The sequence below is a fragment of the Tepidisphaeraceae bacterium genome (genome assembly GCA_035998445.1).
Lineage (GTDB): Bacteria > Planctomycetota > Phycisphaerae > Tepidisphaerales > Tepidisphaeraceae > DASYHQ01.
In genome coordinates this window covers 232,310-248,161 of record DASYHQ010000041.1, presented here as the reverse complement: position 1 = coordinate 248,161, position 15,852 = coordinate 232,310, and the positions used below count along the sequence as shown (strand labels likewise).

The 15,852-nt window shown below is 64.4% G+C and carries 16 protein-coding genes; 8 read left to right on the top strand and 8 right to left on the bottom strand.

Annotated features, from left to right (window positions below; all coding sequences use genetic code 11):
- Positions 1-299 precede the first annotated feature (299 nt).
- Together VGN72_16755 and VGN72_16750 are read left to right on the top strand one after the other, a co-directional pair.
- The gene (locus VGN72_16755) at positions 300-860 is read left to right on the top strand and encodes a DUF4240 domain-containing protein (protein ID HEV7301020.1); all 561 of its coding nucleotides are present in this window, start codon (positions 300-302) and stop codon (positions 858-860) included.
- Positions 861-1,910: 1,050 nt separating this feature from the next.
- Entirely contained in the window at positions 1,911-2,210 is a 300-nt protein-coding gene (locus tag VGN72_16750; protein ID HEV7301019.1) for a hypothetical protein, read from the top strand.
- 202 nt (positions 2,211-2,412) lie between these two features.
- Here VGN72_16750 and VGN72_16745 read toward each other — a convergent pair whose 3' ends face one another.
- Positions 2,413-3,468, bottom strand: a complete 1,056-nt coding sequence (locus VGN72_16745) for a transaldolase family protein (GenBank protein HEV7301018.1) — start codon at positions 3,466-3,468, stop codon at positions 2,413-2,415.
- 50 nt (positions 3,469-3,518) lie between these two features.
- Between VGN72_16745 and VGN72_16740 the strand changes: the two genes are divergently transcribed.
- From VGN72_16740 to VGN72_16725, 4 genes are all read left to right on the top strand, one after another.
- On the top strand, positions 3,519-3,980 hold the full coding sequence (locus tag VGN72_16740; GenBank protein ID HEV7301017.1) for a hypothetical protein: 462 nt from the start codon (positions 3,519-3,521) through the stop codon (positions 3,978-3,980).
- A gap of 916 nt (positions 3,981-4,896) precedes the next feature.
- A complete protein-coding gene (locus tag VGN72_16735) occupies positions 4,897-5,871 on the top strand; it encodes a glycosyltransferase family 2 protein (protein HEV7301016.1) in 975 nt (324 codons plus the stop codon).
- 197 nt (positions 5,872-6,068) lie between these two features.
- The gene (locus VGN72_16730) at positions 6,069-6,800 is read left to right on the top strand and encodes a class I SAM-dependent methyltransferase (GenBank protein HEV7301015.1); all 732 of its coding nucleotides are present in this window, start codon (positions 6,069-6,071) and stop codon (positions 6,798-6,800) included.
- Positions 6,801-6,964: 164 nt separating this feature from the next.
- Complete coding sequence (locus VGN72_16725) at positions 6,965-7,900, top strand: glycosyltransferase family 2 protein (protein ID HEV7301014.1); 936 nt, start codon at positions 6,965-6,967, stop codon at positions 7,898-7,900.
- Positions 7,901-8,099: 199 nt separating this feature from the next.
- On the opposite strand, the gene rbsK is transcribed toward VGN72_16725, so the two are convergent.
- From rbsK to VGN72_16705, 4 genes are all read right to left on the bottom strand, one after another.
- On the bottom strand, positions 8,100-9,038 hold the full coding sequence (rbsK, locus tag VGN72_16720) for a ribokinase (protein ID HEV7301013.1): 939 nt from the start codon (positions 9,036-9,038) through the stop codon (positions 8,100-8,102).
- Between the two features lie 88 nt (positions 9,039-9,126).
- A complete protein-coding gene (locus VGN72_16715) occupies positions 9,127-9,540 on the bottom strand; it encodes a hypothetical protein (GenBank protein HEV7301012.1) in 414 nt (137 codons plus the stop codon).
- Positions 9,541-9,565: 25 nt separating this feature from the next.
- Positions 9,566-11,524 carry an ATP-dependent DNA helicase RecQ gene (locus tag VGN72_16710; GenBank protein ID HEV7301011.1) on the bottom strand — a complete coding sequence of 653 codons (1,959 nt, stop codon included), beginning with the start codon at positions 11,522-11,524 and terminating at the stop codon, positions 9,566-9,568.
- 10 nt (positions 11,525-11,534) lie between these two features.
- Positions 11,535-12,137, bottom strand: a complete 603-nt coding sequence (locus VGN72_16705) for a hypothetical protein (protein ID HEV7301010.1) — start codon at positions 12,135-12,137, stop codon at positions 11,535-11,537.
- A gap of 85 nt (positions 12,138-12,222) precedes the next feature.
- Between VGN72_16705 and VGN72_16700 the strand changes: the two genes are divergently transcribed.
- Both VGN72_16700 and VGN72_16695 read left to right on the top strand, forming a co-directional pair.
- Positions 12,223-12,507, top strand: a complete 285-nt coding sequence (locus tag VGN72_16700; protein HEV7301009.1) for a hypothetical protein — start codon at positions 12,223-12,225, stop codon at positions 12,505-12,507.
- Positions 12,495-12,893: a PIN domain-containing protein gene (locus VGN72_16695; protein HEV7301008.1), complete on the top strand. Its 399-nt coding sequence runs from the start codon at positions 12,495-12,497 to the stop codon at positions 12,891-12,893. The genes VGN72_16700 and VGN72_16695 overlap by 13 nt, the downstream gene beginning before the upstream one ends.
- 4 nt (positions 12,894-12,897) lie before the next feature.
- Here the strand turns inward: VGN72_16695 and VGN72_16690 are convergent, their stop codons facing one another.
- Genes VGN72_16690 through VGN72_16680 form a run of 3 tightly spaced genes read right to left on the bottom strand, consistent with a single transcriptional unit; the run spans position 12,898 to position 15,517 of the window.
- Positions 12,898-14,043: an ATP-binding protein gene (locus VGN72_16690; GenBank protein ID HEV7301007.1), complete on the bottom strand. Its 1,146-nt coding sequence runs from the start codon at positions 14,041-14,043 to the stop codon at positions 12,898-12,900.
- Positions 14,044-14,093: 50 nt separating this feature from the next.
- Entirely contained in the window at positions 14,094-14,372 is a 279-nt protein-coding gene (locus tag VGN72_16685) for a hypothetical protein (GenBank protein ID HEV7301006.1), read from the bottom strand.
- Between the two features lie 35 nt (positions 14,373-14,407).
- Positions 14,408-15,517 (bottom strand): Xaa-Pro peptidase family protein, encoded by a 1,110-nt coding sequence (locus VGN72_16680; GenBank protein HEV7301005.1) that lies wholly within the window; start codon positions 15,515-15,517, stop codon positions 14,408-14,410.
- Positions 15,518-15,852 lie beyond the last annotated feature (335 nt).

Below are 15,852 nucleotides of genomic sequence, written 5' to 3'. Positions count from 1 at the left end.
CAGCTCGCGCGGGTGCCGCCAGTCGTCGCCCCGCTTGTGGAACCGCAGGAACCGATCGACCCACATCCAGTACACGTCGACCGTGTTTCCCGCCAACCGCTCCCTCGCCGCGACGCGAACGAACTGTTGATGCAGCTTCATCGCAGATACCTACCATCGCCCAAACAATCATGCAACAACAGTTTGATTGCGGCCAGCGATTAGGCGATATATCCTGCCTGAGATGAAGCCGCTTTGGGCGGCGGATAATACGTCTACGGGGACGATATAATAGTAGTTATGCGGTGGAGGAGCCGCCCGTGGACGACGCAGAGTTCTGGAACATCATCGCCCGAGGGCGTCGCAAGACGAAGGGCAACATGGATCGGCTCGAAGCGGCGGTCCGGAAGGATCTGCGTTCGTTCCCGCCCGAAAAGCTGATCGCGTTCGAGCAGGCGTTCAACCGGCAACTCGGCCACGCGTACATGTGGGATTTGTGGGCTGCTGCCTTCCTCATGCAGGGCGGCTGCTCGGACGACGGCTTCTTCTACTTCCGGGGTTGGCTCGTTGCTCAAGGCCACTCCGCTTACCTCGCTGCGATCACGAACCCCGACACGCTCGCCGACTTCGCGAACCCGGAAGATGATGAGGAAGACGAGAAGCGTGACGAGGGCGGCGAGCAGTTTCTGTACGTCGCGCGCGAAGTCTTCCAGGAGAAGAGCGGCGGGGAGATGCCGACCCAAAAGATGAAGCACAAGCTGATCGGCAAGCGTTGGAAGTTCGAGAACGACGTCGAGATGTCCAAGCGGCTCCCGCGGCTTTCGGGCATCTACAACCGCCCCGAAGATGACGACGGCGACGGCGACTCGGCCACCGACTAACCCGCCGCTGCTGCACTGGACCGCGGCCGCGGGACGTTTACCGCGATTCGAATGGTCGTCGGCGCGGCCGCGGCCAGTGAACGGCAGATCCGTTATGCAGCACAGACGACGCATCTCTCAGCGGCTCAAGGTGGCCGGGCGGTTTCTGGCAATCTGGTATGTCGCGGTCTGCCTCAGTTTTCCGTTGATTGTCCTTGCACTAGGTTTTCGCCTGGCTGACGGGTGGTCGGTGCTCGCTGGTAATCCGTGGCTCTGGATCAGTTTCTGCGGGCTTCCGTTGTACTGCATCCCGATCGCGTGGATTGCTGAGCTTAACAGTCGATAAAGGGGTCGGGAGTCTTTGATTGTCGACAACAACGACTCCCGACCCCTTTATTCCCCGACCCCTTTATTCCCCGGCGGTTGTGGCGACGGGACGCGCTAACGGCTCCCTCCTGCCCGCCGGCCCTCACCCACGCGCGCGTGAACGACCGTTTGACCCGCATCCACCGCTTGGAGAAGTCCGCATCGCCCGCGGGCAGCGTCCACATCGTGTGCAGGTGATCGGGCAGCAACACGAACGCATCCACCTCGAACGGCGCGACACGGCCCGGCAGTCCGCGATCGCCCGCCGAAGCAGGTCGCGCGCAACGTCATCGCAGAGGAACCGCGCCCGCCGATAGGTGACCAGCGTGAAGAAAAACGTGCCCCCCGGCCGATACGCGCGGCGATCGTTCGGCAGGACGTGATATCATTACCGCAACGGGACCGGACGGTCGAGACGATGCGCCGCGTAGATTGATCGTTCGAGCGAAGAGGGTCCGCAGGAGTACCAGCGGACCCTACAAGACTTATCCGCCCCCACCCCAACGCCCCGACGTTTGACAATCCCCGCGCCCGCGCCGATTATCGTTCCAACGGCCGTGCGCCGGCCAGGCATTTCATCGTCCCGTCCGTCGGGGCCCTGGCCCGTAACCCCGTGCGACGCACGCGTTAGTCAACCCATCGTCCCGACCCCGGCCGGCATGCTAATCGGCGCCGCCGGTCAGGATAATAGGAGTTATCCAGCACATGCCCTTTTCCTGCGAAGCCAAACTCGACGCCAGCCAATTGCGAGACGGCGCGATCGTCTTCGACGCCTGGATCGACAATGTATGGAGCACCTTTGTCCCTCAGGGCACTGCCTTTGCCCGCTGTCATGACGGCAATGGCTCGTGCCTCTTGTTGCTCAACGGGCCAGGGTATCTGTCATCAAAGCCGAAGCTCAAAGTCGGCGACCGGCTCGTCGCGGGAACCATCGTCGCGTACTTCAATGCCGACGGTGAGTCGATCCCGTACGGAAAGCCCTACTGTCTCGTGGCGTACGAGTGACGGATAACCCGCCATTGGAGCGGACCGCGGCGGCGGTATACTTCACTTGCGGTCGAGCGTCGCGTGTGCGCCGCCGCGGCCGCTCAACGGCATTCCGTTATCCCGCAGGGGCCAGCAAAGGGGACATCCAGAATACCCGGGGGCGGTGTTGGATCGTCGACGGTCGGGCGTGGATATTTTGGATGTCCCCTTTTCGTGGGTTTCACTTCGCCGGAGCCAGCTCGGCCCGTTTGCTGGCGATCTGTTTCAGCAGCACCTTGTGCGGGTCGGCGAACTTCTTCGTGCCCTCGCTCATGAGGGTCTTTTCCATTTGGTCGATATCCACCTTCGCGTCGATCTCGTCCAGCACCGCCTGCGGGGGCAGTTGGTCGACCTGGCGGGTGTAGGTCTTGTTCAACTTGTCGACGGCGTCGTTCGTGCCGGGTGGGTTGGTCTGGATATCGCTGCCGGCGAGCGCGGCCACGTACTTGTCGACGGGGTCGGACTTCTTCTTTGTGCCGGTGCTGGCGAAGATGATCTCCTGCTGCAGGGGCAGGTTCTTGTCGGCCCAGAATTCCTGGTTCATCTTCCACAGCCGCTTCACGTTCACGAGGCCCACCATGCCCTGCGCTGCGGGCGAGAGGTCGGGGACTTCCGCTTCGGTGTACACGTCGACGCGCGACACGAAGATGCTGTAGACGCTCTTGAACTTCGCCAGCCCGTCCTTGCGCCGCTGCGCGCCGCGCCAGACGTTGTCGCGGGCGATGGTGTATTGCCGCTCGGAGAAGATCAGCGTGACGTTCAGCGTGATGCCCGCCGCCGCCAGTTCCTCCAGCGCCGCCAGGCCCCCTTCGGTGGCCGGCACCTTGATCATGCGATTGGTATGACCGGCGGCCCACTTCTTGCCCAGCTCGATGTACCGGCGTTTCTTTTCCTCCGGCGGTACGGGCTTCTCCACGTCTTCCAGGAGCGGGTCGAGCTCGAAGCTGACGTAACCATCGTTGCCGTTGGTTTGCTGCCACACGGGCGCGAAGACCTGCTGCGCCTCGCGCACGAGGCCGTCGGTCATCTCCCAGGCGATCGTGTCGTCGTCCAAGCCCTTGCCGAGCAAATCGCCGAGTTTCTCGTCGCGCGAGCCGGTCTTGAGGATGTCGGAGATGATGATCGGGTTGCTCGTGGCCCCCGTTGCGCCGGCGGCGCGGTTCTTCTGCACGAGTTCGGGGTCTACGCTATCGAGCCACAGCTTGGTTCCACTGGCGACAAGGGATTTCAGCGACATGTCCGGTTCCTCGCGTTCGGGGTTGTAAAGGGCAACGGGCGATCATAGCCGTGCCCTTGCGACTGTGGAACCTTGCGAACGCGCGAAACCTTCACATCGACCGGCCGACACATGAGACGGATCGCACGATCAATCGCGACGGTTGGCCGGTCGAACGCGCTCGTTGGACTTATTGCGCTCCGACCGCTCGGGCCGCGGGCGGGCCGTCGGTTCCTCGCGACGCGGTTCCGGCGTTGCCTCAGGTGCCGGTGGTGGTGGAGCAGCGGGAGCAGGCGCCGGTTCCGGGCGAAGCGACGGTTCCCGTAACGGCCCCACTACCGGTGCAGGAGGCTGCGATAGCTCGACCGACCGCGGCGGCGGTTGTGGGGCCGGGGGTGGTTCAGGAGCTGGCGCAGGGGCTGGCGCTACCGGTTCGGGCAGGGGAACGGGAGCGGGCTCAGGAGCGGGCGCTACAGGCGCAGGTGCGGGCGTCACAGGTTCCGGCGCAGGTGCCGGTGCAGGAGATGGAGTGATCCGCTGGGGGTACAGTTTCGGTCCCTCTAGCGGCCCGACGAACGGCCGGGCTGGCTCATCGGGCACAACAAATATGGGTCGCTTGGGTGGGGGCGCGGGCTCCGCCGGCTGCGCCTTCGGCGGTGGCGTCGGCACGGGCGTCCTGCCTTTGCCGTCACGATCACGGTCGCGGCCATGTCCGTAGTCACGGTCACGCTGTCGTCCGTGGCGGTAGGGATCGCTCGGTTGGACCGGATGATACGGCCGCCGACGGTCGTAATGCCGATCGTCGTAGTCGTGGCGCTTGTGCGGGTAGCCGCGGTTCGGGTCGTACCCAGGCGGGTAAACGTACACCCGTTCGGCGGGCGGTCGCACGTAAATGTGCTCCGGTGGTGGCGGTGGCTGCACGGCGACCGGAGGGTCGTTCAAGCCATTCCCCGGCGACGGGGGCACTGGATGCGAGGGCTCAGCCCGGTGATTGGGGTAAGGTGTCACCGCCGGCGGTGGCGGTGGTGGCGTAACTTGGCCGCGCGATACGTCGCCGTAGGGGTTTCGGCGGGCCGGTTGCTCGCGTGTCAGTTCGTCTTGCCGAGCCCGCTCACGGTGCATCCGGGCGATGTTCGCCCGCCGCTGGGCTTCCTGGTTGTATTCGTACGCGGAGTAGCTCGAGTGGCGGTGATGTGGGTTCGACGCGCCGTCGCGGGGAGAGCAACTGGCGAGCAACGACGTCGACGACAGCACCGCGATCCAGGCGATTCGAGACATGATGGCGCTCCGGTTATCACATGGTCGTTCAACCCTCTGCCCTACCCGACACCGCCCGCACAGGACGGTTTGTAAGATTTCTCAAAAGCCTTCAATTTCGTGCCGCCCGCGGTGCTCTGGTTTGCATGGAAACTTGATTCCCATCCTGCGAACCGGTCAGATGCATTGGCGATGGCACAGACCTATCACCCGCTCATCCCGCGACCTGCGCCGGCACTGTTGTCGGTGGTGATCCCGGTCTACAACGAGCAGGAGGTCGTACCGATCCTGCGCGATCACCTGACCGCCTGGGCCGCTGCGCAGCCGTATGCGATCGAGATTGTTCTGGTGAACGACGGCAGCACCGACCGCACGATCGACGCCTTATTGACCTGGGCCAACGAGGACAAGCGCGTGGTGGTGATCGGGCTCGCCCGCAATTTTGGCCATCAGGCCGCCATCACCGCTGGGCTCGATGTCGCGACAGGTGATGCAATCGTGGTCATCGACGCCGACCTGCAGGACCCGCCGGATGTGATTCCGCAAATGGTGCGCCAGTACGAACTGGGCTACGACATCGTCTACGGCCGGCGACTACGGCGCGAGGGTGAACCGGTCACGAAGAAACTCGCCGGCTGGGCGTTTTACCGCTTCATGCGGGCGTTCATCTACGCCGACCTGCCGACCGACACTGGTGACTTCCGCTTGATCTCCCGGCGGACGCTCGACGCGCTCCAACAGATGCGCGAGACGCACCGCTTCGTGCGCGGGATGGTCGCCTGGCTCGGCTTCCCCTCGACCGCCGTCGAGTACGCCCGCCCACCGCGGGCCGCAGGCGAAAGCAAGTATCCCTGGCGGCGGCTGGCGAAGCTGGCGTGGACTGGCGCGATCTCGTTTTCCCCCCTGCCGCTCCGCGTGAGTCTTGGCCTCGGCATCGCAGTGGCGCTGGCGGGCTTGGGCGTGGCGATCTACGCGCTGGCGGCGAAGCTGTCGGGGCAGTTCATCGTGCCGGGTTGGACGTCGCAGGTCGTGGTCTCGTGCCTGATCGGTGGTGCCGTGCTCATCAGCAACGGCATGCTCGGCGAGTACGTCGGCCGGATCTTCGAGGCCAGCAAGGGCCGGCCGTTGTATGTGGTCAGTTTGAAGAAGAGTAAGGATGAAGGTTAAGTAGCGGGACTGACAACAATTGAACGCTGCCGCACGCTTATAACGTGTCTTCGCAAGCGGAGCCTTGGGGACCTGACCCATCTCCCAAGCTGCGAGCCATCCGTGGTTCGAGATCCCTCAGGTCGCTTCCGCTCCCATCGGGATGACGGGCAATAGCGGCTCGGCAGTTATTCGTCATTGACCGTTTTCAAAATCGCATGGACGACGCCTACCTGCACGAGTACGAAGCCTTCGAGAAGCGCCACTGGTGGTTCGTCGCCCGGCGGAAGATCATCCTGCAGGCGATCGCCAAGCACGCGCGGCCGGATTCGCGCTGGCTGGACGTTGGCTGTGGCAGTGGCGTGCTGCTGGCGGCGAACGACACGATCGCCGACAAGGTCGGCGTCGACCTGGACCCGCACAACGTCGAGCGCGGCCGGGCCAAGGGACTGGACGTGCGAACGGTGCAACGCGGTTGGGATTTTTCGGAACTGGGCACGTTCGACCTCATCACGCTGTGCGACGTGGTCGAACACGTGGAACACGAAGAGCCGGCCATCGAGGCCGTCTACCGCGCGCTGCGCCCGGGCGGCATCGTGCTGGTGACGGTGCCAGCGCTCATGAGCCTGTGGGGTCCGCACGACGTGGTGAACCACCACTATCGCCGGTACACGAAGCGAACTTTGCGACGACTGTTTGACGGGCACCGCTGGCAGACGCTGTCGAGCACGTACTTCTCGTCGCTGCTATTGCCGATGATCTGGCTGGCGCGCAAGGCCAAGAACCTGCGCGGCCGCGATACGGGGCACGACCTGAAGTTCGGCAATCCGAAGGTCGACCGGGCGCTGTTGAGCATCTTCAGCTTGGAATCGCCGTGGTTGCGCATCGGCACGTTTCCGTTGGGCAGTTCGCTGATGCTGGTGTGCCGCAAGCGCGGGCGGGTGGAATGACGCATCCATATAGCCGCCGGCTTGCCGGTGGTCTTCTCTTTTCGCGTTGAAGAGCAGAGGGACCACCGGCAAGCCGGCGGCTATATGAAGGCCACTCCGGCAACGCGTGGCACCCAAGAGGAAATTGAGCCCCGTGCAGCGCGATCTCATTTGTTACGTTCACCATGCCCACCCTCCCGTCCATCACCGTCGTCACGCCGTCGTACAACCAGGGGCGGTACGTCGAGCGGACGATCCTCAGCGTGCTGTCGCAGGACTACCCGGACCTGCAGTACATCGTCTGCGATGCCCGATCCACCGATGAGACGCCTGCGATTCTGCAACGGTACGCCGACCAGCTGACCGCGATCGTCGAGAAGGACGCCGGCCAGAGCGATGCGGTGAACAAGGGCATCGCGAAGGCGGCTGGCGAGATCATCGGCTGGCTGAACTCCGACGACACCTACGCCGCCGGGGCGCTACGGTCGATCGGCGCGTACTTCGCGGCCAACCCGGAGGTCGACGTCGTCTACGGCAACGCCGATTACATCGACGTAGACGACCGCTTCATCGCCGACTGCGCCCACGTGGAGCCTTGGAGCCATCACCGGTTGATTCACTACAGCGACTTCATCGTGCAGCCGGCCTGCTTCTTCCGAAAAGCGGCATTCGACGCCGTGGGTGGCTTGGACGTGACGCTGCACTACGCGATGGACTACGACCTCTGGCTGCGCCTGGCCGCCGCCGGCGGGCGATTCGCGTATCTGCCGCAGAAGCTGGCGCACTACCGCTGGGTGGGCGCCAACAAGAGCGCCACCGGCGGCATGGATCGGCTAAGCGAACTGCGCCAACTCGGTGTTCGTCACGGTGCCGGTGGCCTGCCGGCGTACTGCAAGCTGGAACTGATCAACCTGCGGATTGGCGAAGCCGCGAGTCTAGCAAAGGCCGTCCACCCGCTGCGCGCCGCGGGCAAGTTCGCCAGCGCTACCGGCGTACTGCTCACCAGCCCGCGCGGAATGGCCTCGATGTTCCGCCCGCAAGTATGGCGGACGATCCTCATCGGTCGAAAGCTGCGCGCCGCGGTCGTTGCAGGGCACATGATGGAGACACCTCGCCCGTGAGGATGTGATATCCGGTCCCCTCTCCCGGTACTCCGGGGGAGGGTTGGGGTGGGGGCCTGATTGTGGACCTGTCCAAATGCGGCCCCTCCCTAGCCCTCCCCCGCGAGTACGCGGGAGAGGGGACCAGAGCAGGACAATAAGTCATCGCCTTGGAATGCCTGTCTAGCAGAAGAGCCCGTACCGCGCTCGCGCCCCCGCCCTACCCGTTCACGAGGTTCTCGACCGCGACGCGCGTCGGCAGCGCCGCTTGGGCCCCAAACCCCGTGCACGCCAGCGCACCGGCGGCCGTGGCAAAGCGCAACGCGGTGTTTATGTCCGCCCCTTCGCTGCGCGCAACCGCCAGCCCACCCGTGAACGCGTCGCCCGCGGCGGTGGTGTCGGCGACCTTTACCTTGAACGAGTTGGCCTTGGCGATCTCCCCGTCGCGGTCCATCGCCATCGCGCCGGCGGCGCCCAGCTTCAGCACGACGCTCTTCGGCCCGCGCGCCAGCAGTTCGCTGGCGATCTGCTTCGGGTCGACGACGCGTTTCTTCGTCACGTGGTGCGTCAGGTCCTGGCCCAGCAAGATCTCGGCTTCCGATTGGTTCGGCGTCAGCACGTCCACACCGAACAACGCCGTCGGCATGTTCGCGACGGCCGGCGCGGGATCGAGGATCGTCGTGACGCCCAGCCGCTGGCAGAGCGCGATCGCGTGCTTCACCGTCTCCAGCGGAATCTCCAACTGCATGATGACGCAGCAGGCGCCCGCGATCAGGTCCTCGGCCGCGTCCACGTCCGCCGGCGACACCTTGGCGTTGGCGCCGGGCGCGACCACGATCGAGTTCTCCCCCTTTGTGTCGACCAAGATCATCGCGATGCCGCTGGCGATTCCTTCGGACACGGTGACGTGGTCGACGTTCACCTTGTGCTGCTTCAGCCCGTTCAGCAGGCGGGCGCCGAAGTCGTCGTCCCCCACGCGCCCGACCATGTGCACGTCGCCCCCCAGCTTCGCCGCCGCCACCGCCTGGTTGCCCCCCTTGCCGCCCGGCACGGTGACGAAGTTGCTGCCGAGAATGGTCTCGCCCGGCGCCGGCATGCTCGGCGTGCGACAGACGAGATCCATGTTCACCGACCCGATGACAACGATGGGCTTGGGCATGCTTGCCGTTCTAACGCGCATCGCGTTGGGTCGCTATGTGTGAAGCGGTAGTGAGCGTTCTTATTCCAAGGGGAGGTGACACCCGCGTTCAGACGCGAGGCGCCGGCACCCTTAACGCTCCCAGCATCTTGTTCGCGGCCTCACGCGATTCGGCACGCACGATGAACGTGAAAACGCTGACGATACTGCCATCAGCGGCCGGGAGGGGGAGCACGAGGCAAAATTGAAGGTGGGTGCCTTGGCCGGGCGCCACGATCTCCCTCGCCTGACACTCCTTGCGATCAACCGCGCCCTGCGCGATCGCCTTGAAATTATCGATCGCGCGCTGCGCGAGGTCAGGCGTATAGGTACCGGCTCGAACGTGCGTAATGGTGTCAAGGTTCCCGTCATTCACGAAGAAGGCCGCGGCCTCGGTAGCGCGTACTTCAACAGCCAACCGGGTGAGGTACTCTTCGGTCGTCCTGCAAAATGCGATGCCTTGCGGTGTGGTGGGATCGATCATGGCCGCTCCTTTCACCGTAGGTGTGTTACGCTTCGTGCAGCGCCTGCAGTAGGACGTCGCCGTACATCTTGATCTTGTGCGGGCCCATGCCCTTGATGCTCTGCAACGCCGACAGGTTGGGTGGGATCTGGCGGGCGATCTGCTTCAGCGTGGCGTCGTTGACGATGCAGTACGGCGGCAACTGGCGCGACTTGGCCAGTTCGGTGCGCACCGCGCGCAGGCGGCCGAAGCGTTCGACGGTGTCGGGGTCCATCTCGTCCTCGGGCACCTCGACCAACTCCAGCGTGCGGCCATCTTCCAACTGGCGGATGGGCGGACCCTTGTGCGATAGCGTGCGCGGGCCGCTGGACGACTTGCTGGCCGCGCCGCGCGGAATCAGGTCGATCAGCGGGGCCGGGGGCGGCTGCTCGCCCTTCATCACGACGATGCCGGCGGCGGTCAGCTCGACGACCGGGCGGAACTTCACGCCGTCCGGGTCCTTCTGGCGGGCCAGGCCGGCTTCCATTAAGCGGTGCAGCATCGCCACGATGCGCTTGGCGCCGTAAACGCGCAGCAGCCCGAAGACGGATAACGACTCCAGCCCCCACTTTTGCATGCGCTCGTTGCTGGCGCCGGCGAGCACGTCGGCGACGACGCCCACGCCGAACTTGCCGCGCAGCCGCGCGATCGCCGACAGCAATTGACGCACGAGCAGCGTCACCTCATCCGGAATCACCACCTGCTGGGCGGCGAGGGCTTCGTCGGCGTCGGGCGAGCTGCGCCGGCAGACATCGCAGCGGCAATTCGTGGCCGCCACCGCGTCGCCGAAGTAGTCGAGGATCATCTGCCGGCGGCACTGGTGCGACTGCGCATACTTGATCATCCACTCGAGCTTCTCGGTGGCGTGCCGCTTCATGTCGGCGATCGTGGCGGGGTCGATCTCGCTGTCCTGCCCGATCTTATCGATGAAGAATTCCTGCGTGTACCGATCCTGATAGCTGAACAAGATCACGCAGCGGCTGGTCTGCCCGTCGCGACCGGCACGGCCCGCCTCCTGGTAGTACGCCTCGAGCGTGCCCGGCAGGTTGTAGTGAACGACCAGGCGAATGTCGGGCTTGTTGATGCCCATGCCGAACGCGTTGGTGGCCACCGCGACGGCGCGCGGCGTCTGCATGAATTGTTCCTGGTTGGCCGTGCGGGCGGCGGCATCCATGCCGGCGTGGTAGGCGAAGATCGGACGGTCCTTGAGCCGCCCCGCCAGCAGTGAGGTCACCTCGTCGACGCTCTTGCGCGTGGAACAGTAGACGATGCCACTGCCCGTTTCCTGCCGTAGCAGGTTCAGCAGTTCACCGTCCTTCTCGGCCGCCTTAGCGACCCGGCGAGACTCGTACAGCAGGTTCGTGCGGTCGAACCCGGTCACCACCACGCGCGGCTCGTGCAAATTCAAATGGTGGATGATGTCTTGACGAACATCGTCCGTCGCGGTGGCGGTGAGCGCGATGGTGGCGGGCGAACCGAGCTTCTCGCGCACCTCGCCAAGGCGGGAATATTCGGGACGGAAATCGTGCCCCCACTGGCTCACACAGTGGGCCTCGTCGATCGCGAACAGCGTCGGCTTCAGCGCCGCCAGCATCGGCAGGAAGTTGCCCGACCAGAATCGCTCGGGCGCCACGTAGAGCAGGCCGCTGAAGTCGTCGTGGAGCGTCGCGATCACCTCGCGCTGCTGCTGGCCGTTCAGTGCGCTGTTGAGCATCAGGGCGTTGATGCCCTCGTCGCGCAACTGCTGAACCTGGTCCTCCATCAGCGAAATGAGCGGCGACACGACCACCGTGAGCCCACCCTTCACCACAGCCGGCAACTGGTAGCAGAGTGACTTTCCCGCCCCGGTCGGCATCACGCACATCACGTCGCGATCGGCGAGCACATCTTCAATAACCGCGCGCTGCGACGGACGAAAATCGTCCAGGCCGAAGTGCTGTTGCAACTGCTCGCGGAGGTCGGACATACGCCTGACATTATAGCGGAGGATCGTCCGCTGGCGCAGCGGTTGGCGGGGCAAATCGTGCCAGGGGAATGACCTCGAACCCGGCCACGCGATCGTCGACCACGAGCCGGTTCACCGCGTCCACCGCAGGGCCAACGACGTCGGCGGCGTAGCCGATCAAGACTGGGATCGGCTGCCCGTTTCGCCGCAGGACGCGAAAGTCGACCCCACCGGCCGAGCGCACCAGTTCGGCGCCGGCCAGTTGCGACCGTTCAAGCACATGCTGGCCGATCGCCGAGTCGGGCGTGTAGAGCGTAACGATACCGTTGACGATCTCGAACCCCCGCCGCATGCGGCGCCGACGGTAGACCAACGTCAGGACGATCAGCACGAGCACGAACGGCAACAACGCAATGGTCAGGAACGTGACGTCATCCTCGCGGAACCCGCGTCCGCCAATAGCGCGGGCGATCATCGGCTTAGCGCTTTTGATGACCGGCACCACGGTCATCGCCAGCACCCCCAACCCCACCGCGACCGCCATCGCGTTCCGCGGTCGCCCGAAACAGCGGACGGTCTCCGGCCCGGTTTCCAAGATAATGTCCGAGCCACCGAAGCGGTTGACCGATTCCATAGGTACCCCTTTGCTAACTTTAGGCCGGTAGCGTGGATGGCAAGATTATACGTCGAAGTCGTCTTTCCCTTGATATGATACGTTCATGGAAATCCGCGTGTCGAACATCGAGGCAGCAGCGACGTTGGACGCGCTGCTGGAACGAGTCAGGTCGTCGGGTGAGACGGTGGTGATCGAGAAAGACGGCCAACCGGCCGGGCGAATCGTTCCCCTGGATTCAGCCGCGCCGAAGCGCACCGGAACCGGTGCAGACCTCGTCGCATTGCTGAGAAGCTGGGAACCGTTGAACGACGGTTGGGCCGAAGGCGTCGAGGAAGCGATCCGGTTGGGCAACCAGCCCATGACGGTGGAGGATCCTTGGGAACGCTGATCGATTCCGGTGTTTTCATCGCGTCCGAACGAGGTCGACTCGACCTGGATCGACTGTTTCAAACCATCGCGTTCACAACGCCCGCGATCGCTGCCATTACCGTTGCCGAACTTATGTTAGGCGTTGAACTGGCCAATGCCGTTCATCGGCCCCAGAGGCTTGCGCGGGTCGAGGCGGTCGTGAGGGATTATCGCGTCATCGATTTCAACGCGGCCATTGCCGAAACGTACGCGCGGTTGACCGCGCAGTTGCGCGTTGCGGGAACCCCGTTGCAGCCTCACGATGTGATGATCGCCGCAACGGCTCTGCACGAAGGCTTGACGGTGATCACGCGCGACAAGCGCAGTTTCCCGTTGATACCAAACCTGCAGGTGACACTCGTTTGATTCATCACCCCGCCACGGCCTCCGCCGCCCATGCCTCGAACCGCTTGATCTGCTCCGCCGACACCGATTTTGGAGTGCCCGCCAGCACTTCGTCCAGTACCGCGTTGGTGATCGTCGCGTCGGCGGTGCCGGCGATGGCGTGCAGGAAGGGGATGACCGCGGCGCGGTCGCAGAGGTACTTGATGTCGGCGCCGCTGTAACCTTCCAGGCGCGTGGCGAACGTGTCGAGGTTCACGTCGTCGGCCAAGGGGCGTTTGGCGAGGTACAACTCCAACAGGCGCTTTCGCGCGGGAAGGTCGGGCAGCGGAATGTAAACCTTCTCGTCGAACCGCCCGGGCCGCAGCACGGCGCTGTCCAATTGCCAGGGCACGTTGGTGGCGCCAAGGAAGAGCACGCTGGCGCCCTTGGATTTATCGAACCCTTCCATGCCCTGCAATATCTGCGGCACCACGCGCTGCATCACGCTGCTGCCTTCATCGCGGCGGGCGGGCACCAGGGCCTCGATCTCGTCGATGAAGATCACCGACCGCTTCTCGGCAGCCGCGGCGTCGAAGAGTTTCTTCACGTTCTGCTCGGCCTCGCCGACCCATTTGCTTAGCACGTCGGCGGGTGAGATTCGGAAGAATGCCGCGTCCAGTTCGCCGGCGACGGCCTTGGCAAGCATGGTTTTGCCAGTGCCGGGTGGGCCGTACAGCAGCACGCCACCCCCGCCGCGAATGCCGAACTTTTCGGCCAGGTCCGGGTGGGCGAAGGGGTAGATCATCCGCAGGCGGATCTCGTGCTTTACGTCGTCCAGCCCCGCGACGTCGTCGAAGCGGATGGATGGCCGTTCCTTCACCATCCACTGGTCGGCGGACGATTCGGCGTCGCCGTCGTTATCGCGTGAATCATTTGGAACCGGCGATTGCCGATTTGCGATTTGCGATTTGCGATTGGAAGACTGCGCGGCCTCGCAGTCCTTGGCCAGTTCAAGCAGTTTGGCCGCGGTGCTTTGGCGGGCTTCGCGCAGCTCGCCGTCGGCTTCCTTGCTGAGCGCGACCATCTCGCGGGCGGCCTCCAGCAGGTAGACGCGGGCGGACGACCACTGCCCGGCCCGGCGCGCGTCCAGGCCCTTCTGCCGGTAGCGTTCGAATGATTCCCAGGATGACATACGTGTTCCGCCAGGATGTTCCCGCGCGGCCAGCGTACGCCCGCGCTCGTTCAATCGGCACGTCCCTTGCGGCTGGCGAGCCAGCCCATGACGCCCATGTACGTCATCATGAACGCAACGAGCAGGATCGCCAAGCGCATCGACCCCGTAAACCGCATGAAGAGCGTCCCCAGCAGCGTCCCCACGAACACCACGAGGATCACCCAGATCGCCAGCCCGCGCCAGCGTTTCGATTGGGCGGTGTCGATCTCCAGCATCTCCATCGGTGGGGAGACGTCGGTGGCCTTGTGGGACGTACCGTTTGCGGAATGAGGGGATTGATCGCGCATGACAGCCATTCTAGGCGGCGTTGGGACGCCGTCCGTCAGACTAAATCCGTTGAAAAATTCAGCAGGTTCTGCACGCCGTCGCTCGTCACGAGGTAATCGTTCTCGATGCGAATTCCACCGTTGATCCCGCCACCGTACAAGCCGGGCTCGGCCGTGAAGACCTCGCCTTCCAGCAGCGTGTCGTCCCACTTGGGGTTCAAATGCGGGTACTCGTGCGGTTGCAGGCCAATGCCGTGCCCGAGGTGATGCGTCATCCCGGAATATCCCGCCGACTTCATGTGGTCGTCGACGGCGGTGTAAATCTCGCGGCCCTTGGCGCCGGGCTTGGCCATGCGTTCCACGATCGCCAGCGCCCCCACGACCGCGGCGTGGGCCTTTAGCTGCACGTCGGTCGGCTTGCGATCGACGGCGAACACCCGGCTGTTGTCGGCGAAGTACCCGCGATAGTTCGGCCCTAAATCCAGCACCCATAACTGCCCCGCCTGCGCAACATGATCTTTACGCGCCGGCCCCCCGCCCACGCCACAGGCGTAGTCGTTGCCGAGCATGCCACCCAGTGGTTCACCGGTCAATTTGACCGCAGCCGCGTGCAGCGCGTTGAACAGGTCCAGTTCCGGCAGGCCCGGCTCGATGATGGACCTGGCCGTCGCGTACATGGCCTCGGTGGCGGTGATGGCGGTGCGCAGCAGTTGCAGTTCGTCGGCGTCCTTTTTTCGGCGCATCTGCCAGAGGTGGGCGTCGATCGACTCGATGGTGCCCGACGTGTGCTGCAGCGCAAACTGCGAGGTGACGGCCGACGAATCGATGCCCACCTTCAGGTACCGCCGCCCCGCCTCTTCCAGGCGCCGCATGACGACCGCGGCGACGGTCGCGGGCTGCTCCTGCCGCAACGTGCTGTGCCAGTTGGCCTCAAAGCTCAACGGCTCGTCGGCGGCCGCCTTCTCGTTGGGCTTGTTGGCCGACACCAGCACCGCCCGCCCGTCGCTCATCAGCACGAACGCCGACGCGTGCTTCCAATCGGTAAGGTGCGACGAGAAGTAGTAGACGTGGTGCGGCAACCCGACCACCACCGCGTCCAACCGCCGTTCCATCATCACGTTCATCAACCGCTGCTGCCGCGCACGGGAAAGGGTGGGATCGAGCATGACAGGAAGGGTAAAGGGGGAAAGGGAAACGGGGAAGGGGCGTGGGCAGTGCGGAATTCCGAATGCGGAATAGGCAACAATGGTCGTACGCCGCATGGTGTCATCCCGAATGGAGCCTAAGGCGACCTGAGGATCTCGACCGAGGGACGGTGCGGGCCGTGGGAGATCCCTCGGGTCGCTACCGCTAGGGTCGGGATGACAGGTTGGGCATAGCGCGACGGTTTTGTCCGTTGGCCTTTCGGCTCCGCTCGGGATGACAGTCGCCCCTCTATCCTCCGCCTTCAGCCTTCCACCTTCGCCCCACCCACTTCTGCATTGCCGCCAGGCCCCTCTTG